Origin of the sequence: Rhodococcus sp. Leaf233 (assembly GCF_001426165.1) — a bacterium.
Classification (GTDB): domain Bacteria; phylum Actinomycetota; class Actinomycetes; order Mycobacteriales; family Mycobacteriaceae; genus Rhodococcoides; species Rhodococcoides fascians.
In genome coordinates this window covers 111,726-133,060 of the sequence record NZ_LMRO01000003.1, presented here as the reverse complement: position 1 = coordinate 133,060, position 21,335 = coordinate 111,726, and the positions used below count along the sequence as shown (strand labels likewise).

At 63.2% G+C, this 21,335-nt stretch carries 27 protein-coding genes; 15 read left to right on the top strand and 12 right to left on the bottom strand.

What is annotated here, in order from left to right:
• Nucleotides 1-128: 128 nt before the first annotated feature.
• Nucleotides 129-584: a GNAT family N-acetyltransferase gene (locus ASH04_RS06810; protein ID WP_057473135.1), complete on the top strand. Its 456-nt coding sequence runs from the start codon at nucleotides 129-131 to the stop codon at nucleotides 582-584.
• An 84-nt stretch (nucleotides 585-668) separates the two neighbouring features.
• Here the strand turns inward: ASH04_RS06810 and ASH04_RS06805 are convergent, their stop codons facing one another.
• Both ASH04_RS06805 and ASH04_RS06800 read right to left on the bottom strand, forming a co-directional pair.
• Nucleotides 669-851 carry a hypothetical protein gene (locus tag ASH04_RS06805; RefSeq protein WP_057473134.1) on the bottom strand — a complete coding sequence of 61 codons (183 nt, stop codon included), beginning with the start codon at nucleotides 849-851 and terminating at the stop codon, nucleotides 669-671.
• A gap of 58 nt (nucleotides 852-909) precedes the next feature.
• Nucleotides 910-1,359, bottom strand: a complete 450-nt coding sequence (locus ASH04_RS06800; protein WP_057473142.1) for an Hsp20/alpha crystallin family protein — start codon at nucleotides 1,357-1,359, stop codon at nucleotides 910-912.
• Nucleotides 1,360-1,565: 206 nt separating this feature from the next.
• On the opposite strand from ASH04_RS06800, the gene ASH04_RS06795 reads away from it, so the two are divergent.
• Together ASH04_RS06795 and ASH04_RS06790 are read left to right on the top strand one after the other, a co-directional pair.
• Entirely contained in the window at nucleotides 1,566-1,910 is a 345-nt protein-coding gene (locus ASH04_RS06795; protein WP_032385299.1) for an ArsR/SmtB family transcription factor, read from the top strand.
• A complete protein-coding gene (locus tag ASH04_RS06790; protein ID WP_057473133.1) occupies nucleotides 1,907-2,374 on the top strand; it encodes an SRPBCC family protein in 468 nt (155 codons plus the stop codon). Before ASH04_RS06795 ends, ASH04_RS06790 begins: the two co-directional genes overlap by 4 nt.
• Before the next feature lies 1 nt (nucleotide 2,375).
• Here ASH04_RS06790 and ASH04_RS06785 read toward each other — a convergent pair whose 3' ends face one another.
• From ASH04_RS06785 to ASH04_RS06775, 3 genes are all read right to left on the bottom strand, one after another.
• On the bottom strand, nucleotides 2,376-3,395 hold the full coding sequence (locus ASH04_RS06785; protein ID WP_032388788.1) for a DUF5914 domain-containing protein: 1,020 nt from the start codon (nucleotides 3,393-3,395) through the stop codon (nucleotides 2,376-2,378).
• A 432-nt stretch (nucleotides 3,396-3,827) separates the two neighbouring features.
• Nucleotides 3,828-4,139 carry an AzlD domain-containing protein gene (locus ASH04_RS06780; RefSeq protein ID WP_057473132.1) on the bottom strand — a complete coding sequence of 104 codons (312 nt, stop codon included), beginning with the start codon at nucleotides 4,137-4,139 and terminating at the stop codon, nucleotides 3,828-3,830.
• On the bottom strand, nucleotides 4,136-4,834 hold the full coding sequence (locus ASH04_RS06775) for an AzlC family ABC transporter permease (protein ID WP_057473131.1): 699 nt from the start codon (nucleotides 4,832-4,834) through the stop codon (nucleotides 4,136-4,138). Before ASH04_RS06775 ends, ASH04_RS06780 begins: the two co-directional genes overlap by 4 nt.
• 66 nt (nucleotides 4,835-4,900) lie before the next feature.
• Between ASH04_RS06775 and ASH04_RS06770 the strand changes: the two genes are divergently transcribed.
• The gene (locus tag ASH04_RS06770) at nucleotides 4,901-5,458 is read left to right on the top strand and encodes a helix-turn-helix domain-containing protein (RefSeq protein WP_057473130.1); all 558 of its coding nucleotides are present in this window, start codon (nucleotides 4,901-4,903) and stop codon (nucleotides 5,456-5,458) included.
• 167 nt (nucleotides 5,459-5,625) lie between these two features.
• Nucleotides 5,626-6,453, top strand: a complete 828-nt coding sequence (locus ASH04_RS06765) for an SDR family oxidoreductase (RefSeq protein ID WP_057473129.1) — start codon at nucleotides 5,626-5,628, stop codon at nucleotides 6,451-6,453.
• A gap of 274 nt (nucleotides 6,454-6,727) precedes the next feature.
• On the opposite strand, the gene ASH04_RS06760 is transcribed toward ASH04_RS06765, so the two are convergent.
• Both ASH04_RS06760 and ASH04_RS06755 read right to left on the bottom strand, forming a co-directional pair.
• Entirely contained in the window at nucleotides 6,728-7,114 is a 387-nt protein-coding gene (locus tag ASH04_RS06760) for a hypothetical protein (protein WP_057473128.1), read from the bottom strand.
• Between the two features lie 26 nt (nucleotides 7,115-7,140).
• Nucleotides 7,141-7,695 carry a DUF3558 family protein gene (locus tag ASH04_RS06755; RefSeq protein WP_057473127.1) on the bottom strand — a complete coding sequence of 185 codons (555 nt, stop codon included), beginning with the start codon at nucleotides 7,693-7,695 and terminating at the stop codon, nucleotides 7,141-7,143.
• 389 nt (nucleotides 7,696-8,084) lie between these two features.
• On the opposite strand from ASH04_RS06755, the gene ASH04_RS06750 reads away from it, so the two are divergent.
• From ASH04_RS06750 to galK, 5 genes are all read left to right on the top strand, one after another.
• Complete coding sequence (locus tag ASH04_RS06750; protein ID WP_057473141.1) at nucleotides 8,085-9,353, top strand: reverse transcriptase family protein; 1,269 nt, start codon at nucleotides 8,085-8,087, stop codon at nucleotides 9,351-9,353.
• Between the two features lie 38 nt (nucleotides 9,354-9,391).
• Nucleotides 9,392-9,667 carry a YrhK family protein gene (locus ASH04_RS06745; RefSeq protein WP_032385312.1) on the top strand — a complete coding sequence of 92 codons (276 nt, stop codon included), beginning with the start codon at nucleotides 9,392-9,394 and terminating at the stop codon, nucleotides 9,665-9,667.
• Between the two features lie 89 nt (nucleotides 9,668-9,756).
• On the top strand, nucleotides 9,757-10,572 hold the full coding sequence (locus tag ASH04_RS06740; RefSeq protein ID WP_057473126.1) for a DeoR/GlpR family DNA-binding transcription regulator: 816 nt from the start codon (nucleotides 9,757-9,759) through the stop codon (nucleotides 10,570-10,572).
• Nucleotides 10,573-10,595: 23 nt separating this feature from the next.
• Complete coding sequence (galT, locus tag ASH04_RS06735) at nucleotides 10,596-11,711, top strand: galactose-1-phosphate uridylyltransferase (RefSeq protein WP_032392766.1); 1,116 nt, start codon at nucleotides 10,596-10,598, stop codon at nucleotides 11,709-11,711.
• Nucleotides 11,651-12,874: a galactokinase gene (gene galK, locus ASH04_RS06730; RefSeq protein WP_082519186.1), complete on the top strand. Its 1,224-nt coding sequence runs from the start codon at nucleotides 11,651-11,653 to the stop codon at nucleotides 12,872-12,874. Before galT ends, galK begins: the two co-directional genes overlap by 61 nt.
• A gap of 6 nt (nucleotides 12,875-12,880) precedes the next feature.
• Here galK and ASH04_RS06725 read toward each other — a convergent pair whose 3' ends face one another.
• Nucleotides 12,881-13,531, bottom strand: a complete 651-nt coding sequence (locus ASH04_RS06725) for a cutinase family protein (RefSeq protein WP_057473124.1) — start codon at nucleotides 13,529-13,531, stop codon at nucleotides 12,881-12,883.
• Nucleotides 13,532-13,910: 379 nt separating this feature from the next.
• Here ASH04_RS06725 and ASH04_RS06720 point away from each other — a divergent pair, with 379 nt between their 5' ends.
• Complete coding sequence (locus ASH04_RS06720) at nucleotides 13,911-14,744, top strand: MerR family transcriptional regulator (protein ID WP_032374602.1); 834 nt, start codon at nucleotides 13,911-13,913, stop codon at nucleotides 14,742-14,744.
• On the opposite strand, the gene ASH04_RS27135 is transcribed toward ASH04_RS06720, so the two are convergent.
• The gene (locus tag ASH04_RS27135; RefSeq protein WP_027494898.1) at nucleotides 14,732-14,914 is read right to left on the bottom strand and encodes a hypothetical protein; all 183 of its coding nucleotides are present in this window, start codon (nucleotides 14,912-14,914) and stop codon (nucleotides 14,732-14,734) included. The genes ASH04_RS06720 and ASH04_RS27135 overlap by 13 nt on opposite strands.
• A 194-nt stretch (nucleotides 14,915-15,108) precedes the next feature.
• Between ASH04_RS27135 and ASH04_RS06710 the strand changes: the two genes are divergently transcribed.
• The 3 genes from ASH04_RS06710 to ASH04_RS06700 are packed head-to-tail and all read left to right on the top strand — an operon-like array spanning nucleotide 15,109 to nucleotide 17,806.
• The gene (locus ASH04_RS06710; protein WP_082519185.1) at nucleotides 15,109-16,383 is read left to right on the top strand and encodes a sensor histidine kinase; all 1,275 of its coding nucleotides are present in this window, start codon (nucleotides 15,109-15,111) and stop codon (nucleotides 16,381-16,383) included.
• A complete protein-coding gene (locus ASH04_RS06705) occupies nucleotides 16,374-17,030 on the top strand; it encodes a response regulator (protein ID WP_032381943.1) in 657 nt (218 codons plus the stop codon). The genes ASH04_RS06710 and ASH04_RS06705 overlap by 10 nt, the downstream gene beginning before the upstream one ends.
• Nucleotides 17,027-17,806, top strand: a complete 780-nt coding sequence (locus tag ASH04_RS06700) for a DUF4097 family beta strand repeat-containing protein (protein WP_048319096.1) — start codon at nucleotides 17,027-17,029, stop codon at nucleotides 17,804-17,806. The genes ASH04_RS06705 and ASH04_RS06700 overlap by 4 nt, the downstream gene beginning before the upstream one ends.
• On the opposite strand, the gene ASH04_RS06695 is transcribed toward ASH04_RS06700, so the two are convergent.
• Entirely contained in the window at nucleotides 17,800-19,020 is a 1,221-nt protein-coding gene (locus ASH04_RS06695) for an FAD-binding domain-containing protein (RefSeq protein WP_032392680.1), read from the bottom strand. The genes ASH04_RS06700 and ASH04_RS06695 overlap by 7 nt on opposite strands.
• A gap of 42 nt (nucleotides 19,021-19,062) precedes the next feature.
• Nucleotides 19,063-19,404 (bottom strand): FmdB family zinc ribbon protein, encoded by a 342-nt coding sequence (locus ASH04_RS26075; protein WP_080729363.1) that lies wholly within the window; start codon nucleotides 19,402-19,404, stop codon nucleotides 19,063-19,065.
• An 86-nt stretch (nucleotides 19,405-19,490) separates the two neighbouring features.
• Here ASH04_RS26075 and fmdA point away from each other — a divergent pair, with 86 nt between their 5' ends.
• Nucleotides 19,491-20,744, top strand: a complete 1,254-nt coding sequence (fmdA, locus tag ASH04_RS06685) for a formamidase (protein ID WP_032367944.1) — start codon at nucleotides 19,491-19,493, stop codon at nucleotides 20,742-20,744.
• Between the two features lie 34 nt (nucleotides 20,745-20,778).
• On the opposite strand, the gene ASH04_RS06680 is transcribed toward fmdA, so the two are convergent.
• Nucleotides 20,779-21,303 (bottom strand): hypothetical protein, encoded by a 525-nt coding sequence (locus ASH04_RS06680; RefSeq protein ID WP_156394494.1) that lies wholly within the window; start codon nucleotides 21,301-21,303, stop codon nucleotides 20,779-20,781.
• Between the last annotated feature and the right edge of the window lie 32 nt (nucleotides 21,304-21,335).

Below are 21,335 nucleotides of genomic sequence, written 5' to 3'. Positions count from 1 at the left end.
CTTTACTGAACAACCGCCCCAGAAAGACCCTGGGATGGGATACTCCACTCGAGGAGTACAACAAACGACTGCTCGTTGCGACGACCACGTGAACCCGTCTCGAACTTCCACTCACGACAGGAGGTTGCATGCGTCTCGAGGTCGACGATCTGTCGCGGCCGGAGGTCGGTGCGTTGCTCGTCGAGCACCTTGCGGACATGCACGCGACGTCCCCGGCAGAGAGTGTTCACGCACTGGATCTGTCGGGTCTGCGCGGGCCGGATATGCGGGTGTGGACGGCGTGGGAGGCCGGGGCACTGCTCGGCATTGCCGCGCTGAAGACACTCACTCCTGAACACGGAGAACTGAAATCGATGCGCACCTCGAGTTTCGCGCGAGGCCGCGGGGTAGCGTCCGGACTGCTCGAGCACGTACTGACGGAGGCGCGACGGTTGGGCTTCGAGCGCGTCAGCCTCGAGACGGGTACCCAGGACTACTTCGCCGCAGCTCGACGCCTCTACGAGCGTCACGGGTTCGTCGCAGTGCCCCCGTTCGGCGACTACGTCGTTGACCCGTCGAGCACGTTCTACTCATTGGTCCTGTGATGTCTGGCCTCGTGACCAGTTACTCGGTGCGGCAATGACGCAGGCCGGCACCGAATGTCGGTGCCGGCCTTGCGGTCGTTCGGATCACGCAGCGACGGGCTCTCGCGGTACGTGCGGGTAGAGGTCGTCGTCAGCCGGCTCTGCTCGCTGCTGATCCAGTAGATCGGCCGTGGCGCATTCACGGATCTCGGTCCCGACCCCGAGAACCGTGCGCCACCATTGGTCACGATCGGGAGATTCCGGCCAGACCACGGTATCCGTTTCCATATGCATCACCCTCCCTGAGTAGTTCGACAGTGCTCGATGTGCTTGTGCGCGTAACGGATCAGGTCGATTGGTGTTCGATGGATCTCTGCTGGCCGGTCAGCTCGGCACGAGCGATGTCGACCTTGCGCGGCTTCGCTCGCTCGGCAAGCGGAATGGTGATCGACAGGACGCCGTTGTCGTACGACGCCGAGATGCCCTCGGTGTCGACGCCGTCACCCAGTGAGATCTGTCGACGGAACGTTCCGGCGAACCGTTCCGATGAAATCCACTGCACACCGGAGCTTTCCGGCACTGTTCGTTGCGCGGTGAGCGTCAATGTGCCGCGATCGACGTCGACGTCGATGGATCCCGGGTCGACGCCGGGAAGGTCGGCACTGAGTACGTAGTGATCGTCGACCTTGTACAGATCCATGGGCATGAATCGCGGTGCGCGGTCCGAACCGGTAGACGCACCCAACAATGCCGAGGTGAGCGAATCGACGTCACGGAACGGATCGAAACGAAGCACAGCAACCACCTCCTGTACCCAGATGCGCTCGCCCCTGTGGCGAGGCGCTCCTCAACTGTGCAACACAAAAATTAGCACTCGAATGCAGCGAGTGCCAAGACCTTTTCGGCACTTTTTCGGAAATTTTTTCCACCCAATAGTGCTGCGGCGCAGCAGGAGTGGTGCAGAGCTCTTGTGTATATCGATCAGTCACGATACTGTGCCTTATGGCTCAGTATTTCGAGGTGCTCGACGACGTGTTCCAGGCGTTGGCCGATCCCACGCGGCGTGCAGTACTGGGCCGACTGGGGTCCGGGCCTGCGACCGTGGGGGAACTGGCCGAACCGTTCGACATGACTCTGCCGTCGTTCATGAAACACATTCATGTACTCGAGCGCAGCGGATGGATTCGCACCCACAAAACCGGACGTGTACGCGCATGCACGATCGAGCGAACCAACCTGGACGCGGCCTCCGCGTGGCTGGAGCAGCAACGGTCCGTGTGGGAATCCAGAACCGACCGTCTCGAACAGTTCGTCACCCGATCCTCGAAAGAGAGTGAGCAGCAATGACTTCCTTCGATCCCGAACTCGACCTGAGTATCTCCCGCATCATCGCGGCTCCGCGCGAGACGGTGTGGGATGCGTGGGCCGACCCGTCGAAGTTCGAGAAATGGTGGATTCCCGCACCTACTCTGTGTCGAGTGGATGCGTGGGACTTGCAGCCCGGAGGCGCATTCCGAACGCTGATGAGTGAACCCGGAGGCGACTTCGAACCGCACATCGACGGGTGCTTCCTCGCCGTCGACCATCAGGAACGCATCGTGTTCACCAACTCCCTCGTCGAAGGTTGGCGACCTGCCCCGCAACTGTTCATGACCGCGGTGATCACGTTCGCCGATCATCCCGACGGGACGAAGTACCGGGCGCACGTGATGCACCGCAACGTAGAAGACCGAAAGATGCACGAGGAGTTGGGCTTCCATGACGGTTGGGGAACCGTCATCGGCCAACTCGCCGCGTTCGTCGAAGGCTAGATCACGCGCGACCCGTCGAGCGCAGTTCGTAACGACGTTCGGCGTAATCGAGGTCGTCCTTCCACAGACGTGCGGCGGTGAAGTTCATCGCCGGACGCAGCAATCCCGAAACCTTGCGCGCCATCTGGAAGCCGGGTCGATCCGAGCTCGCGATCGTCGCCTCGATGACCGCCGTCCGCGGGGTGCCGTCGGGCGCCGGAGCCAGGGGAGTCGCGTGAGTCTCGACGACGCTTCCCGCTCCCTCACCGTCGAGGATGCGCATCACGATGGTGCGCGGGCCGGGGCAGACGAACTCGGCTCGAACGGGAACACCGACGCCGCGACTGACGCGGAATGTGACATCGACCAGGAAGCGATCGTCCTCCTCGGGCACATCGATGTCGGTGGGTGCGCTCACCACTTTCAACCTCGCGAACGAGTACGGATGGAACCAAGCACCGTGCCACGGATCGAGGCGATTGGCGATGATGTCGTCCGGTTCGCACTTCCCGATCAACGTGACGACACCAGGAATGGACGTCGACGCAGGGGGCCTGATCGGAACCACCGGCACCGGCGTCGGCTCCTCGCCGCCCAGCTCGTCGAGCCGGACCCACACCAGAACACCGTCGTCGAACGCAGGAACCGGCCGCCAGCCCGCCTTACCTTTCGGACCCAACGCCAGCCCATGCCACCGGCACACCAACGCGTCGCACTCGATCTTCGCGGTATCGAGTGCCGCCCCGAGATGCGGACACGCACCCGGACCGATATGCACCTTGCCCGCCGAATCCCGCCACGCAACCAACTCGGTGGTACCGACATAGCGACCGAACGGCTTGTCGGCCTTCACGTCACGACTCGCAGCGAAAACGAACCAATTACCCGACGTCCGAGTCTTCGCACGCTTCAACGCTGACTCGATGACCTGGGGATTCGCACCCTTCCACGTCGGCTCCTGCTTGGCCCACGACTCCGACGGAAGCGGCTGAAGTGGCATCGTCTTCGGCCAGCGTCGTCGTACTGCATCCAGCGCGGTCATTGCTGCTCCCCACATCGAGACATTGTGTTCATTGTCCATTGTCCCCGCCCGGGGGTACTCAATGTGACGTCGAGTGGACTTTTCGGGGGTCAATGTCACATCTAGTGGACCCGGGGTGCCGGTGAACGGGTAGCGGTGCACGAGGTCAGGTGGGTCCAGTGGGGGTCGGCGGTTCACGCTGCGCCGGTCAACTGATGTCAGCGCCCACAATTCGGCTCGAAAGGCGGGATCCCGTGGATGCAGAGAAATAGTGGGCGCTCAGGTCAGTAAGCGAGGTCGCCCGGGTGGCAATGGGCTTGTTGCCGTGTCGGTAGTCCGCGAAGGGGCGATGGCTGTCACCCGTGTTCCCCATCCGATGCACTCAATGTGACATTTGGTGGACTTTTCGGGGGTCAATGTCACATCTAGTGGACTTGGGGTGCCGCGGTTCGGTCAGGCGACACCGAACCAGCGGAGGGCAGCGGTGGTCGCGGCAGCGGCGATCACGATGACGACGAAGGGTGCTTTGCGCCAAGCGAGGATTCCGGCGACGGTGACGCCGATGGGGGCTGCGAAGCCCGCGAAGTCCTTGCCCACTAGCAGGGTCGAGGTGGCGATGAGGGCTACGAACACGACGGCGACCGAGGTGGACATGACGCGGTCGATGCGGGGCGAGATGGTCATGCGCGAGCGCAGGGCCGGGCCGATGAGGCGGAGCACGAAGGTGCCGACGATCATGGCGATCAGGGGAATCGTGAGGCTCATGCGGATTCCTTGCGTGCGGCGGGCTTGGTGGACAGCAGTGCGGGGACCACGGCGATCAGCGAGAGGAGCACCGGCAGTCCGCTCGGTAGGAACATCGACGCTGCCAGGGCGATCCCTGCGCCGACGAGTGCGGCATTGCGCGTGCCCCGATCTCGGAGCGCAGGCATGATCAGTCCGAGCAGGATTGCCGGAAATGCGGCGTCGAGTCCGAGCGCGGCGGTATCGGTGATTGCGCCACCACCGAGCGTGCCGATCACCACCCCGATGTTCCAGGTGACGAACAGTCCGATTCCGCACAGCCAGAACGCTGTTCGACGCCGTCCTTCGTCTACTTCGGCGACGCTGAATGCGACCGCTTCGTCGGTGATCAGGTGGGTGCCGAGCAGTCGCTTCCATGGCGAGACGTTGTCGAAAACGGATCCTATGGAGAATCCGAGCGGTACGAGCCGTGTGTTTGCGAGCAACGCGCTCGCCACGGCGGCGACGGGGTTGCCGCCGACGGCCAGGATGCCGACGAAGATGAATTGGGAGGAGCCCGCGAAGACCACCAGGGACATCACCACCGGTAGCCACAGTGGCAGGTCGGCGGCTACGGCGATGGCACCGAACGAGGCCCCGACCAAGGCGTCGGCCAGACAGACCAACGCGATGTCGCGGATGTTGACCCCCTGCAGGGTTCGCCATGTCGAACGCATGATCGTTATAGTGGACGATGCTAAGCTGTTCGTCAAATCAAACGAACGTACCGATGGAGTGAACGAATGGCGGACGCCGGACCACCGATCGCAGCCATCGCTGCCGCTCTGCAGCAGGAGCGGCGACGCGTCGGCCTCTCGCTGGCCGAGGTGGCGCGCCGCGCCGGAATTGCGAAATCGACTCTGTCGCAACTGGAATCGGGTACGGGGAATCCAAGTCTGGAAACTCTGTGGGCGCTCAGCGTCACCCTGGACGTGCCGTTCTCCAGACTGGTCGAGCCCGCGAAGCAGTCGGTCCGCCTGATCCGTGCGGGCGAGGGGCCAAGATTTGCATCGGACCGGGCGGACTACTCCGCGACGCTGCTGGCGTCGTCTCCGCCGAACGCGCGACGAGACATCTATCTGGTCAGCGCGGACGTCGGCGAGCCGAGGCGCTCGGACCCTCATTCCCCCGGCGTGGTCGAGCATGTGGTGCTCAGCGCTGGACGAGCTCTGGTGGGGCCGGTGGGCGAGGCAGTCGAGCTGGCGCCCGGCGACTACGTCGCCTACCCCGGCGACACGCTGCACATCTTCGAGGCGCTGGAGCCGAACACCATGGCGGTGATGATCACCGAACACAGCTGACGTGCGGGGAATAGTCGGCGTACCCACCCCGTTGGACTCTTTCGACGGCGTTCGCTTGGCAAGCCCCGGGCCTCACCCCATCTGTCGCTTCGAGCGACCACTCGCCGAGAGGCGTTTGCAGCGGACGTCGTCCTTACTTTTGTCCGTGTAGCGAAGGGACGAGATTCATGACAGCCAAGACGTGGTTCATCACCGGCACCTCCAAGGGATTCGGGCGGGAGTGGGCGATCGCGGCACTCAACCGTGGCGATCGGGTCGCAGCGACTGCTCGCAACACAGACACCTTGAAAGATCTTGTCGAACAGTACGGCGATGCGATTCTGCCGATCGAACTCGACGTGAACGATCGCGCCGCCGACTTCGCGGCAGTCCAACAGGCCTACGACAAGTTCGGTTCACTCGACATCGTCATCAACAACGCCGGCTACGGCCAGTTCGGCATGATCGAGGAACTCTCCGAGGAAGATGCTCGGGCGCAGATCGAGACGAACGTCTTCGGAGCGCTATGGGTTACGCAGGCGGCGCTGCCGTTCATGCGTGAGCAGGGGAGTGGCCACATCTTGCAGGTGTCGTCCATCGGCGGAATCTCAGCATTCCCGAATGTCGGTGCGTACCACGCCTCGAAGTGGGCGCTCGAAGGATTCAGCCAGGCATTGGCGCAGGAGGTCGAGGACTTCGGTATCCACGTGACGCTCATCGAGCCGGGTGGGTTCTCCACCGACTGGTCCGGCCCGTCTGCCAAGAAGTCCACCGACATCGCCGCGTACGACCCGATTCGGGAGAAGGCCGCCGAACTGCGGAGTGCAAGGCAGGCGACTCCTGGCGATCCGGTAGCTACGCGTTCGGCGCTGCTCAAGGTCGTCGACGCCGAAAAGCCGCCGCTGCGAGTCTTTTTCGGAGAAGCACCGCTCCAGATCGCGACGACGGACTACGAATCACGCCTGGCGAACTGGCGCGAATGGCAGCCAGTGGCCGTCGAGGCGCACGGAGGCTGAGTCTCCACCACGCGAACCTCTAGGTGTGGCTCTAACCTGGGCGGCCTTGATCCGTCTCAGGAGGCTTGCTTGCAGCTACGCTCCGAACGCGACGAAAACGCGGGGAGGCGGGGATTCACGCCCATCGTCGGGATCCACACCTCGTCGGTGGGGTGTGCCTGACGGCTGAGGGCGCGGATCGAGTGGTGGCGTTCTCGCAGTTGCGTGCCGGTGTAGCGGCGACTGGAGAACGACAAACGCGAGGTCGATGTCCATCGAAAAGTGCTTCGGTCTATCAGTTCTCCGGAGTGAGCACGGCGATGTTCGCGGCGGTTCGTTCTTCCGTGTTGGCCGTCTCGTCGAAGTAGCGCCGAAACAACGTACGCATCGAATCGATGACATCGATGTGCTGCTGCAGAATGACATCGAGTGACGTGCTTTTGCCGGTCGCCAGGCGAGCAAACCTGTTTTGCAAATCCTGAGCAGACTTGAAGTCGCCCCAGGACTTGACTTCGCTCAGCTGGGTTGCTTGAGCTTGCATCTTGGCGAGGTGTACGAGGTAGGTTGCGCATGCCGCGTCGCATTTCGCGGCGACGTCGGGTGGAATCGTGATGGTGCCCGCGTCGGCTTGGGCGTTGAGGTCTCGCCAGTGTGCGATGAGGTCCGGCCTGGCTTCAGTCACGGTGTCGCCTCTTTCGGTCGATGGATTCAGCTGGGGAGTTCTGAGTCGAGCACTGCCACCAAGGAGTTCAGCTCCGTGCATGGGGCATACGGCGGGTCGCGTACCAACGCGCTGGTGATGATCGTGGCCCTGATCAATTCAGCGCCGGCCACGAAGGCGACTCCGCAATTTCGGGACGAGTCAGCAGACAGTTGCTGGTACTGGGTGGCGTCACGTGCGCCCACTCGGACGGATTGAAGTCGGTCGAAGTAACTCGGATCGTCGATGTAGTCGATACTCGCAATCCCCACGAAGAGCGAGAAGAAGTATTTGCTGCTGGGCGGCTGACTTTCCCATCCACAGATCTTGAATCCGTTTTGATCGCGTCCGAAGACTCCCGACTCCTTGGTGGACGTGTTCAATCCCGCCTGCTCGATGGCGTCGTCGGGGATGGTGCATGGATCCCACGGCGTCGGTGCGGCGACGGCGGTGCTGGTCGTCGCGATGACTTTGGGGACTGCAGTACCGTCTTGGCCCGTCGAACATGCGTTGAGCAGGAGCAGACCTACTGCGATTGCCGCCCATCGACTGCTTCGATGCATGTGCACTGTCCTTTCCCAAGAGCCCATCTACGGGTTGGACGCAACGGAGTCGGCACTGGTTCCGTTCACCTACTCCGGACTCGAGAGCTCCGGCTCGCAATCGAGCAACTCACGAGAACTTCAAAACCCGACCGGTCGGTCGGACTAGTGAGTCATCCCGCTGACAGATCCGCGTCGGTTTGGCATTGTGGTGGGATGCAGCGGCGCGTGGGCGAGAGTTGGTCCGCGGGACCGGTCTCAGGGGTAACCCCTGGGTACATGAAGAGAATCGAGCACTGCGTCCGAAGCTGGTCCGCACGCTTCGCGTGCTTGGCAGCTCCGAGGACGAAAGATTTCGGTCGCCGCGCGTCGCTGCATTCTCTCGCTCCAGATCCGGTGGAGCGACACACGTGAACGACCGCGAATTGACGCCGCGCGCCGCCGCAACCCTGGCTCGCCTGGCGGCAGGCGCAGAGTGGACGCAATCGGGGCTCGAGGAGGCGTTCTCTCGGTTCATGCCGGCCAAGGCCTCGAGGTTGGCCGATCGAATCATCGACCTGTACCCGAGTCCGCCGTTCGACGAGGCGTCGATATTCGTTCTGCTGCGCGATCTTCCGTTGATTACGCAGCCGTCGAAGTCGTCACAGCGATCGCCGATACGTGGCCGTGTCGTACCCTGGCGGTTCGAGGTGCCTCGCTACGAGACGACGGGCCAGCTCGCGCAATCGCTTGACCTGACCATTTCCGAGATCGAGTGGTTCGCGGATCTGCAGGGTCGGCTGCGTACTGCACCGTTTCCCCTGCAGCACTATCGATCTGCTCGTCTCGACAAGCGCCACGGCGTCCGTCTGCTCGAGGTGCCCAAACCGCGCTTGCGCGAGATTCAGCGAAAGATACTGCACCGCATCCTGGATCGAATTCCGCCACATCCCGCCGCGCACGGTTTTCGTAGAGGGCGGAGCCCCCGCACGTTCGCGACGCCCCACGCCGAGCGTGAGGTGGTGGTCTCGGTCGACTTACGTCGCTTCTTTCCGTCCATCGGGTTCGATCGCGTGGTGGCGATCTTCGAGGCCGTAGGCTACCGCAGAAGGGTCGCGGCCAATCTTGCCGCGCTGTGCACAACGGTCACCCCGGCCGGCGAATTGACGGGCATGGACCGCGCGACGGCGGCGAGGCTTCGCACCACTCACTTGCCGCAGGGCGCACCGACGTCGCCCGCCTTGGCCAACCTGGCTGCCCGCCAACTCGATATTCGAGCTGCCGGGCTCGCCCGCACCATGGGTGCCCGGTATACCCGCTACGCCGACGACCTGGCGTTCTCCGGTTCGGCAGACCTCGACGTCGACAAGTTGCTGTGGGTGCTGTCCCAGATTGTGCACGACGAGGGCTTCACGATTCATCCCGACAAAACCCGAGTACGGCGCGCGCATCAACGGCAACAGCTCACGGGGCTGGTGGTCAATGCGTGGCCCGCAGTTCCGCGAGAGGAGTACGACAACCTCCGCGCGTTACTGCACAACTGCCTCGGTAGCGGTGCAGCCCAACAGAATCGGGACGATCTGACCGACTTCCGTGCCCATGTGTACGGACGTATCGCGCGGATCGGCGAGACCAGCGAGACACGTCGTCGGAAATTGCTCGAGATGGCAGCCCGGGTCGATTGGGAGGGATCCGGGTAGTCGGACTGGGTACACCGACGTTTTACGAAGGAGCCGCTATGAACGACCTGACCTTCACTATCGGGCACGAGGAGCTGGTGATTCGCCAGCGGTGGGAAGTTGTCAGCATCATCAACGACATTCTCGTTGCGGTCTGGTTCATCGCAGGCAGCATCCTCTTCTTTCAGGAGAGCACGACGGTGATCGGTACGTGGTTCTTCCTGCTGGGGAGTATCGAACTGCTCATCCGTCCCGTGATTCGACTGGCGCGACGGGTGCATCTGACACGGATCGGTCGTGCACGAACCGCGTCCGAGAGCGACGACGACTTCTGACCACATCGCCGCACCCTGTTCGCTTTTGTTGACATTTGTTGCTATCTGGTGAATGTTGTGTGCATGCAATCAGGTCTGGCGATGGTGTGATGCTCGCCCATCAACGTCAGCAAAAGATTCTGGACCGGGTGCTGTCCGAGGGAGCCGTCACGGTGGCCGCGTTGGGCACTGCTCTGTCGGTGTCCGACATGACTATTCGACGTGACGTCAATGAACTGGTCGCCCAGGGCCTGGTCGAGCGAGTGCATGGCGGCATCACCGCGCCGAGTTCCGCGAGCGCGTTCGAGCCGGGTTTTCCGGTGAAGTCCGAGCAGAGCCGTGACGCCAAGGCCGCCATTGCCCGCGCCGCCGCACGATTGATCCGGCCAGGAACGACCATCGGCATCTCCGGAGGTACGACGACACACGCGCTGGCGCGGGAACTGCTTCGGATACCCGACATCACCGTGGTGACCAACTCCCTGCCCGTCGCCGACGTCCTTCATGCCGGCGGCAGAGCAGACCACACCGTGTTGCTCACCGGAGGCCAACGCACCCCGTCGTACGCACTCGTCGGTCCGTTGGCGGTCGGCGCGTTGCATACGCTGCACGTCGACATTCTGTTTCTCGGCACGCATGGAGTGGACATCGATGCGGGCCTCACCTGCCCCAATCTGCTGGAGGCACAGACCAATCAGGCCTTCGTCGCCTCGGCTCGACGCGTCGCGGTCCTCGCTGATCACACCAAATGGGGTGTTCGCGCCCTCGCAACCACCGCTGCGTTGTCGGAGGTGGATGTGATAGTCACCGATGTCGATGTGCCCGAACGTATTCGCGACGCGCTGACCGACATCGTCGATGACGTGGTCGTCGCAACCGGTCCCGCCGAGCCCCGGCGGACCACCCAGGAAGCGAACAGTCGATGACCACGCAGGACACCACCCATCCCATGCGCAAGACCTCGACCACGTTGGCCGACGGTCGAGAATTGATCTACTACGACGACACAGAGCCCTACCTTTCCGGTGGTGCCACCCGGGAGCTCGTGGACTCACGGCCGCTGCCGCCGTCGATGTCGCTCTCGCAGATGAGATTCGACGTTCTCACCGGCGAGTGGATCGTCATGGCTGCCCAGCGAATGGACCGCACGTTCTTGCCTCCCGCCGACCTGTCCCCGTTGGCCCCCAGCCGTCCGGGCCGGCCGGCGACCGAGATTCCGGCCTCGGATTACGACGTCGTGGTGTTCGAGAACCGTTTCCCATCATTGGCGGGAAGTGCTGCAGAACAGACTCTTCCGGATGAGGTCGACGGTGAGCCGCTGTGGCCGCTGTTGTCGGGTACCGGTCGGTGCGAGGTCGTCTGTTTCGCCAGTGATCCCGACGCGTCTTTCGTCTCGCTGGAACTGTCGAGGGTCCGAACGATCATCGACGTGTGGGCAGACCGGACCACGGAGCTCTCGGCGATCGATGGAGTGAAACAGGTGTTCTGCTTCGAGAATCGTGGCAAGGAGATCGGTGTCACCTTGACGCACCCGCACGGCCAAATTTACGCCTACCCCTACCTTCCTCCTCGTACCGATGCTTTGATCAGGCAGTCGCGCAAGCACTTCGAGAACACTGGTCGAGTTCTGTTGGCCGATGTACTCGCCGCCGAATTGCGCTCGGGTCGACGGATAGTCGTGGATGTCGAGCATTGGGTGGCGTACGTCCCCGCGGCGTCACGGTGGCCGCTCGAGGTGCATCTTGCTCCGCGCCGCGACGTCGCAGATCTTGCCGAACTGAACGACGCGGAGCGCGACGAGCTGGCCGGCGTCTACCGCGCATTGCTGCGGGGCGTCGACGCATTCTTCGAGGGCGTGGACGAGGTGCCCTACATTTCGGCGTGGCATCAGGCTCCCGTCGGATCCGATCGAGAGCTGGGACGTCTTCACCTACAGCTGTTCTCGATGATGCGGTCACCGGGGCGGATGAAGTTTCTGGCCGGATCCGAGTCGGCGATGGGGGCATGGATCAACGACACGACTCCCGAGAGAATCTCAGACAGATTGCGCGAGGTGCTGGTGTGAACTGGTTGAGCGTCGTGCCCGAGCAGAGCCTCGCCGACGGTGCTTCGGAGCTGTTCGATGCCGCGTTCGGCGGTGAACCGGACGGCGTCTGGTTGGCACCGGGGCGAGTCAACCTGATCGGCGAACACATCGACTACGCAGGAGGTCTGGTGTTGCCGTTCGCGCTGCCCTTCGCCACTGCAGTCGCTGTTCGGCGGCGCGAGGATGCCACGATGCGGGCGGTCTCGACGCACACCGACCAGACGTGGACGGGGCAACTCGGTGACATCGGACCGGGAAGTCCGTCGGGCTGGGCCGCGTACGTGGCGGGCGTTGCCTGGGCGCTGCAGGAACACGGGATAGGCGGAGTCGATGTTGCCGTGCACTCCTCGGTACCGGTGGGCTCGGGCCTGTCGAGTTCGGCGGCCCTCGAGTGCTCGTTCGCCTTGGCCCTGAGCGATCTGTTCGATCTGAACGTCGATCGAAAGGTACTGATCGACGCCAGCATTCGGGCCGAGAACGATGTGGCCGGCGCGTCGACCGGGGGCATGGATCAAGCCATCGCGATGCTTGCCGAACGAGGACATGCCCTGCTTCTGGACTGCCTCGACGGGTCGACCCGGCAGATCCCACTGGACGTCGCGGCGTCGGGTTCTCGCATCATGGTGATCGACACCAACGCTCCGCACCGTCTGGTGGACGGCCAGTACGGTGCCCGCCGGGCCGCCCTCGACCGGGCCTACCTGGAGCTGGGTGTGTCGACGCTGCGCGGACTCGACCCCGAGCGGGCGGTATCGGGGCTCGTCGATCAGGCTCTCGTTCCCCGAGTTCGTCACGTCACCAGCGAGATACGACGAGTCGAGCGGGCAGTAGCGTTGCTGGACGGCGGTGACATCGGTACCGAACTCGGCGACCTGATGACGGCGTCGCACGTCTCGCTTCGAGACGACTACGAGGTCAGTTCCCCCGAGCTGGACAGCGCCGTCGATGCTGCGCTGCGAGCCGGGGCATACGGGGCCCGTATGATGGGTGGGGGGTTCGGGGGTTCTGCCATTGCGTTGGTTCCGATAGCTCGGGTCGATGCAGTCGCTGAGGAAGTCTTTACGAGCGCACAGCAATCCGGGCTACCGGAACCGACTCTTCTATCCGCAGAACCATCGGGGCCCGCGCACCGATTTCGGTGAGTCGATTCAGCTCCGTACCTGAGCGGCCGCGAACGAGGCACCCTGCGTCGTAGAGCCGTTGGTGCCGTAGGTCAGGTGAGCGAAGGTGTTGAAGCCACCGATCTGGCACACCGGGTCGCCGAAGTTGCAGAAGCTGTTGGTGCGTGAACCGTATGTGCTGCTGGCTGTTTCGATCTTCCTGCCGGTAAGCCCGAATGGGTTGCCGAACACCACAACGGCCTCGATACGGTCGGCGATCGCGGCCGGGATGACGGCACCGGTGAAGCTGCTGGGAGTGCGCAGACCGACCGCGTTGGTCACCACGGTCGCCCCCTGCGAGTAACCGCCGATCACGAATTTGGTCGACGGGCACGATGCCGCAACGGAATTGAGATGAGCCACGAGGTCGCGAGATCCGGGTCCCGCGCTGGCCTGGGTGAAGTCGGCGGCGTAGTTCACGGCGTACGTGCTGACCGAGCGATCCGAGAGTTGCGATTTGACGGTGCTCACAAAAGGAGTACCCGTGATGCCGAGGCCGGGAAGTTCCCCGGTGCCGCGAGCGAACGAGACGTCCACATCCGAACACGGCGCGGCCGACGCCACTCCGGTGGGAAGCGCCACTGCGGTGGCGGAGATAGTAAGTGCAGCAATGGAATAGGCGATCAGGCGTCTCTTCATGGCGAGTCCTTGTGGGTTCGGGGGAGGAGCATCGAAACGAACCATAACCGCTGCGACGTCGCATTCACAGGGTCGTTCAACATTTGATTACAGACGCCCGGTCGGTTATCGAGGCGTGTCCGGGAGGCCGTCTCGGGATGTGTCGGGAATTCACTGCCAAGCCTGGTTTCTCAACGCCTGTTGCGCTACGGTGACCGCTGGGGTGCCGTAGACCTGGCGAATGGCCTGGTCCGAATTTTTCGTGACTATCAGGGAGCGCACTCGATCGATGCGACGACCGGCGAAAGTGGTTGATCGGTGCGCGCAGAACGGGTCGAGCCACCGCACGGCGCGCGATACTTGACCCTCACACAGTGTGAGACGGCAGTCTCGGAGGGTCATGTTCAGTATCGGAGAGTTCGCATCGATCGGCCGGGTTTCGGTTCGCATGCTTCGGCATTACGACGAGATCGGGCTGTTGACGCCGGCACGGGTGGATCCGTTCACCGGATATCGGTCGTACGACGGTAGACAGTTCGAGGAGTTGGGCCGCATCCTGATGTTCAAGGACCTGGGATTTCGGCTCGACGAGGTGAAGCAGATCGTGCATGCGCAGGTCAGCGCCGACCGATTGCGTCGGATGCTCGTCGCCAAACGTGAAGACGTCGCCCATCGACTCGATCTCGACGCCGCCCGACTGCGTCGGATCGATGCGCGCCTCCGCGCCGTAGAGGGAGAAGATTCGATGATCATTGTGGACACCAAGTCGCTGCCGGCCACCCGCGTCGCCGTCGTCACCGAGAATGCTGCCGGTTACGGGCCACAGAACATCGGCCCGGTGATCGGTCCGATGTACGCCCGGCTCGCGTCGTCTCTGGCACGAGACGGAGTCGAATTCGGACCGTCGTCGATCGCCCTGTACGAGGCCGTCGACGACGGTGACGGCACCGGCATCACGGTGCATGCCGCGTTCGAGATCACCCCCGACGTTGATGCAGGCGAGGACTACGACGTCACCGAGCTACCCGCGATCGACCTCGCGCTGACGACCGTGCACCACGGCTCGATGGCGACGATCGGGGAAACCTGGGAGCAGTTCATGGCCTGGATCGACGCCAACGGTTACGAGCTCTCCGGCATCTGCCGCGAGTACTACCTGGTCTCCGAGCCTGCGCCGCAGGAGAACTGGGTGACGGAGCTGCAGCAGCCGGTCGTCCGGCGTCAGGACGCCTGAGCGAGCTCAACCAGCGCTGTGCACTGGCAGCCGCCGGTGATCTCCTCGCACTCGAGCACCAGGAAGTGGCGAACGTACTCGAGATCCACGCAATCGGGTTCCGTGCATTCCGCACTACCGACTGCGTGGATCACGAGCGTTCCGTGGCAGGTATCGACACTGGCGGACATGGGAACCCTTTCTGTAGTCGTGTACTTCCTTGATATCACCGGCTACCGACAAGTTCGGGAAGCAAAGGGCGTGTTCGACGCCTGAGCTGGGCGAACTCACACGGACCTGCGCGCCGAGGGTAGGGCTGGCCCTACCTCACCTCGTGGGTTCGCAGTGAGGACGCCCCGGCGACTGCCCACTTAGGCTCATCCGCATGAACCAGGCATTACCGATTCCCCTCAATCCGCTCAGAGCGTGGATTTCGCAGCAGTGGTGGTTGGCAATGGCGTCGCTGTTGGCGACGACGTTCGCCGGACTGGGCGGATGGCTGATCGTAGGTCTGCTCCTGCTCGCGGTGTTCGCGTTGCCGTTCGCCCTCAGCGGTGTGCTCGTCTTCGTGTTCACGATCGTGGTCCTTCGTTGGCTGGACATCGCGGCGCGAGCGGGCATCGACCTGACCAGTGGCATCGAGATCACGAAACCGGACACCATCGTCTATCCGACCAGTTGGCGAAAGTTGGTGTGGTGTGTTCGTGACGTCGGGCTGTGGAAGTCGCTCGTCTACTGGATCATTCGTATTCCGATCTCGGCTGCGCTGCTGTTCTTGCTGCCTGCGCTCTTCCTGGCGCTTCCGGTTCTGGCGGCCGCCCCGGTCGCGTGGTTGGTCACCGATCCCGAGGGCACCGGGTTGGAGATAGCCGAACGAGTGGACTTTCCGCTGGTTGCGGTGATCGGAGTGGGAGCTCTGGTAGTCCTGGTTGCCGGCGTTCCGCCACTGACGACCCTGATTGCCAAGCTCGATTGGTGGAGCGCTGCAGCACTTCTCGGGCAGTCGGAGTCGAGCAAGCGGGTGAACGAGCTGACCATGAGCCGTGCTCGCGTCGTCGACGCCGCCGATGCCGAGCGGCGACGCATCGAACGGGACCTGCACGACGGTGCCCAGCAACGGCTGGTCTCGGTGGCAATGTCACTGGGACAAGCGAAGTCTCGCGCGTCGGCTACGGACGACGTGGTCTTGAAGGGTTTGCTCGACGATGCACATCGGGAGGCGAAGAACGCGATCGGTGAGATCCGAACGTTGACGCGCGGACTGCATCCCCCGATCCTGACCGATCGCGGACTCGACGCAGCGCTGTCGTCGGTCGCGGCGTTGTCGACAGTTCCGGTGACGATCGACATCGACCCGGCCCTCACCGGCGAGCGACGTCTGAACGCCACCGCCGAGTCGACGGTGTACTTCGTGGTGTCCGAGGCCTTGACCAATGTCGGCAAGCACGCCCACGCCGGAAACGTGCAGGTCGATGTCGCTCGCGGCGAGTCCTCCGTCGCCGTCACCGTGGTCGACGACGGTTGTGGCGGTGCGCATTTCGAGCCCGGCGGCGGATTGGCCGGATTGGCCGACAGGCTCAGCGGAATCGACGGAACCCTGACGGTGACTTCGCCGTCGGGCGGCCCGACACGAGTGGAGGTGACCATCCCGTGCGAGTGATCATTGCCGACGACTCGGTACTGCTACGTGAGGGTGTTGCGCGTTTGTTGGTCGACTCCGGTGCCGAGGTGATCGGAAAAGTTGGTGACGCGGCGCAGCTGTTGACGCTGATGTCGTCCACCGAGCCGCTGCCCGACGTCTGCGTCATCGACGTGCGGATGCCTCCGACATTTCTCGACGAGGGTCTGCGAGCGGCACTGGTCATTCGTGAGCGTTGGCCCGATGTCGGAGTACTGGTGCTCTCGCAGTACGTGGAGGAAAGGTATGCGGCAGAACTGATTCGGCAGAGCACGGACGGCGTCGGATATCTGCTGAAGGATCGCGTCGCCGATGTGGACGAATTCTCCGACGCGGTGAAAACGGTCGCCGACGGCGGAACCGTCATCGATCCTGAAGTTGTGCAACAGATTCTGGCGCGCGCACCACGATCGGATCCACTCGATTCGCTGACACCGCGAGAGCGAGATGTGCTGACGGCGATGGCCGAAGGTAAGTCCAATGCCGGCATCGCTGCCGCTCTTGTCGTAGGCCAAGCAGCCGTCGAGAAGCACATCGGAAACATCTTCGCCAAACTCGGATTGCTCGGTGACAGTGCGGATCACCGCCGGGTCATGGCAGTCCTACGATACCTGGGAGCTATTCGATGAATCGAATTCCATTGTTGCGCTACACGTTGGCGATCACCACAGCGGCCGTCGTGGTCGGTGCGGCCGGAGCAGGCACCACTGCGGCGATCGCGCTCGGCTTCTCCGTTCCGAAGACTCAGAACTACGACTACTCGGTAGATCACGCGATCGACGGCTCGCAGCTGACGGTGACGACCGGGTTCGCGCACCTGAAGTTCGTGCCCAGTCCCGATGATTCGCTGCATGTTCGAGCGCACGGGATCTACCGAGGGGACGCCCCCACGATCGACGTCGGCGCGGACGGGTCGAGCGTGGCTGTGGAATGTTCCTACGGCAGGTACAAGACGTGTGACGCCGACGTCGAATTGCAGATACCCACAGGCCTGACCCTCGCGGTGAACGGTGCGGGCGGTGATGTCGTGCTGTCGGATGTCGGTGCAGACGTATCCGTCTCGACAGCGTCGGGATCGGTGTTCGCTCGTGGATCGGCGGGAGCCATCCGGGTCGACACACGGTTCGGTGACGTGAAGATCAGTGATGCAACTGCGTCCATCGTGGATGTGAGCACGACGTTCGGCGAGATCAGCGTCGAATCGCGTACTGCACCGGAATCGGTCAAGGCGCGCAACGTGATCGGCGACACGACGATCGGGCTTCCGCCCGCCGACTTCTATGCCGTCGACGCGGCATCCGACAAAGGCGACGTCGTCGTCGACGTGATCAACGACCCCAGATCGCCGAAGACGGTCTCCGCCACCAGCGAGGAAGGGCAGATCACGGTGCGGGCACGTCAGTGACTGCGCCGCCACGCACTGAACGACCGGACCGAGGATGTGGTGGGACGCGTCAGCCAGGGCCATGGATGCAATTCGACCGGGGCGATGGCGTCGGCGATGCGAGAGAAGCCGGGAACGGGTGCCCAGGTGGCGGCCAGAGACCGTCCGGAAAGTTCCTCCGATACTCGGCCGCGACGTACCTCCAACGGCCGGGTCGACGCGATCTCGCCGAGAGTCTCGGCGAGAAACACCAGTCGCTTTCCGGACAGCCGCAGCTTGTGGAGGAGCGGTTCGTCGAACACGAAGACGGCGGGTCGCTCGAGATTCGCAGCCATGGCGGGGTCTGTGGTGCCGAGCGATTCGGCGGTCAGCCAGACCTGTTCTGCACCATCACCTTCCATGCTCGCAGGGCCCGCGGGTACCGGTGCCTTGTTGAGATCGGGTCCGTCGACTGCCGGTCCGAGATCATCGTCGGGCCAATTCTCGATGGGGCAGGCGTCTTTCAGCGCGCAGTTGCGGCACAGGGATGGTGCGCGCTTGTTCACCTGCCACCGACTGAAGCCGTACACCTTGCCGCTTCCGGTACCGACCGTCCATTGCCAACCCAGTCGATTGGCCGCCCGTGAGCCGTCGAGCAAGTGGGTGAACATCTCGTCCTCGCCGTCGCGCCATGTCGCGCCGGCACGCACAGCCCATTGGGACGCCAGCCACATGCGTGTTTGGTTGACGAGCCAACCGTCACTGTGCAATTCGCCCACCACCGTGGACATGCAGTTCATCTCGTCGGGCCAGGGTTCGGAAGTCCAATTGTGCGGTCGTGGTTGTTCACGACGAAGGGATCTCCCCAGATCGGTTCCGACGCGGGCATAGAGGTGGCGGGCGTATTCCTGCCACATGAGTTCGTCCCGGTACCGCGTGCGATCGCGCGCCGGGGCGTCCGCTACGGCGTCCCACACCTCACGGAGAGTGAGCAGACCGTGCCGGATGTACGGCGACATTCGACTGGCTCCACGACGATTCGCAGGAAGGACAGTGCTGCGGTCGCGGGCGTAGCCGGTGATGTACAAGCTCGCCAGCGCGGCATCGGCCGCCGATTGTCCGCCGCGAATGCCACCCGGAGCTATGTCGTCCGGCCGCTCGAGCGTCAGGTCGCCCAGATGCTCGGCAACCCAGGAAACGACGTCGTCGGTGGTGAAGCCGTCGGCGATCGACGGGGGAGCGGGGAGCTGGGACATGCACCCGGACTTCCCCGTCGGCACGAAAGAGAAACGCCGAGATCAGGGACGTGGCAGGCGACGGTGGAGCGGGTTCGACGTCGTCGGGCTAGCCGCCCGCCCTTGCCGTGGGATGGAGGTGACTACCGTCGGTGAGTCGGCGGTGGCCCGCGAGGCGTCGTGTGCCTTCATCGCAGCGCTGTTCCCCCTGCCGAGGGCAGGAGACGAAATCCGGCGTGCAGCTGTTTCGCCGCACTCCGGGCACGTCACCTGGGAGGGGACATCGGCCATGGAGAATCTCTGCTCGACGGGTTCGCAACGCTGTGTGCAGCGAAAGCTGTAGGTGGGCACGCACACGAGGGTAGCGTGAGGTGTCGTGTCAGTGGCGTTCCGGCGCAACGTCATACAACATTTACACGTCATACCGGGCCGAATACACCACGACGGTGCAATGATCGAGGCAGGAGAATCCGCGCAACCGGAGGTGCCTCGTGCCCGAACTGCTGTTTCCGCTCGACTCGACGAAGAGTTTCACCGAACAGGAGATCGTCGGTCACAACCGATGGCATCCCGACATACCGGCCGCGGTCACAGTGAAGCCCGGCACGTCGTTTCGGGCGCACTGCCGCGAATGGTTCGACGGGGCCATTCACAACGACGACTCCGCCGAGGACATTCTGAATGCGCCGCTCAACAACGTGCACACGTTGTCCGGGCCGTTCCACATCGAGGGAGCCGAGCCCGGGGACCTGCTGATCGTCGATATCCTCGACGTCGGTCCGATCCCACAGGAAGATTCGGGCCCACTGGCCGGTCAGGGCTGGGGATACACGGGGATCTTCGCCAAGCAGAACGGCGGCGGATTCCTCACTGATCGATTCCCCGACGCGTACAAGGCGATCTGGGACTTTTCCGGCCAGACCACCACATCTCGCCACGTTCCGCACGTGAAGTACACCGGAATCACCCATCCCGGCCTGATGGGGACCGCGCCGTCGGCTGCACTGCTGGCCAAGTGGAACGCCCGTGAAGGTGCGCTGATTGCCACGGATCCTCAGCGTGTTCCCCCGCTGGCTTTAGCACCCGAACTCGACGGGGCAATTTTGGGATCGTTGAGCGGCGACGAGTTCTCGCGTGTCGCAGGCGAAGCCGCACGTACGGCACCGCCACGAGAGAACGGTGGCAATCAAGACATCAAGAATCTCACCAAGGGCACTCGCGTCTTCTATCCGGTGTTCGTACCAGGGGCGAAGTTGTCGTTCGGAGACTTGCACTTCTCGCAGGGTGACGGCGAGATCACCTTCTGTGGTGCCATCGAAATGGGCGGTTTCATGGACCTGCACGTCGACCTGATCAAGGGCGGCATGGACACGTACGGGGTCAGTGAAAACGCGATCTTCATGCCCGGAAACACCGCACCCCAGTACTCGGAATGGATTGCCTTCTCGGGCATTTCGGTCACCGTCGACGGCGAGCAGAAGTATCTGGACTCCGACCTGTCCTACCAAAACGCCTGCATGCATGCGATCGACTACCTCACCAAATTCGGATACAGCCCCGAGCAGGCGTACCTGCTGCTGGGCTCGGCCCCGATCGAGGGACGCCTGTCCGGAGTGGTCGACATCCCCAACTCCTGTGCCACCGTGTACATCCCCACCGCAATCTTCGATTTCCCGATAGCGCCTTCGGCAAGCGGTCCGTTCCAAATCGACCCGGGAATGGGAGCGCCGAGGGCGCAGTTCTGACGTTGCGTCGGTTGTCGAGATTTGTTGGCGGGGGCTAATCGGTCTCGTCGTAGGCTGCAGTGATGATCTGGTCGACGCGGACCGGCGACGAATCGATATCTGTGAGCGCGAGAAGGTCCGCAACGGCATCCCTGCTGCCCCCGATATAGGCACAGGGGAAGTCGAAGTGCTGCGCTAAACGCCACGCGTGGTCGTTGGGCCAACACAGATTCGGTGACAACCCACCGAGGGTGTCCGTTGCACGTGAGACCGGCCCCCTCAGCAGGAAGTAGTCGTAGCCGGCGATGTTCGTGGTCGGTGCCGAATCGCGAATGTAGTCGAGTGCGGTGTTGCCTTCCCAGACGGCGAACCAGCAGTCATTGGGTGTTGTCGTATTTCGAGTGAGTACTTCGATGGTGGGCATCAGCTGAACATGCCAGGCTGCAACGGGTTTCGCCGGCGTTGTACGGTGTGGCATGCCGTTGCGAGCGGGATACGCGATGCTGGCATAGGCGTCGAACACAGTGGGGACCAGCGAGCCCACCGTGGTTGTGGCGACGCCGTCGAGGTTGTAGTCCACCCACTCTGCTTCCGAGACATCCTGCTGCAGAT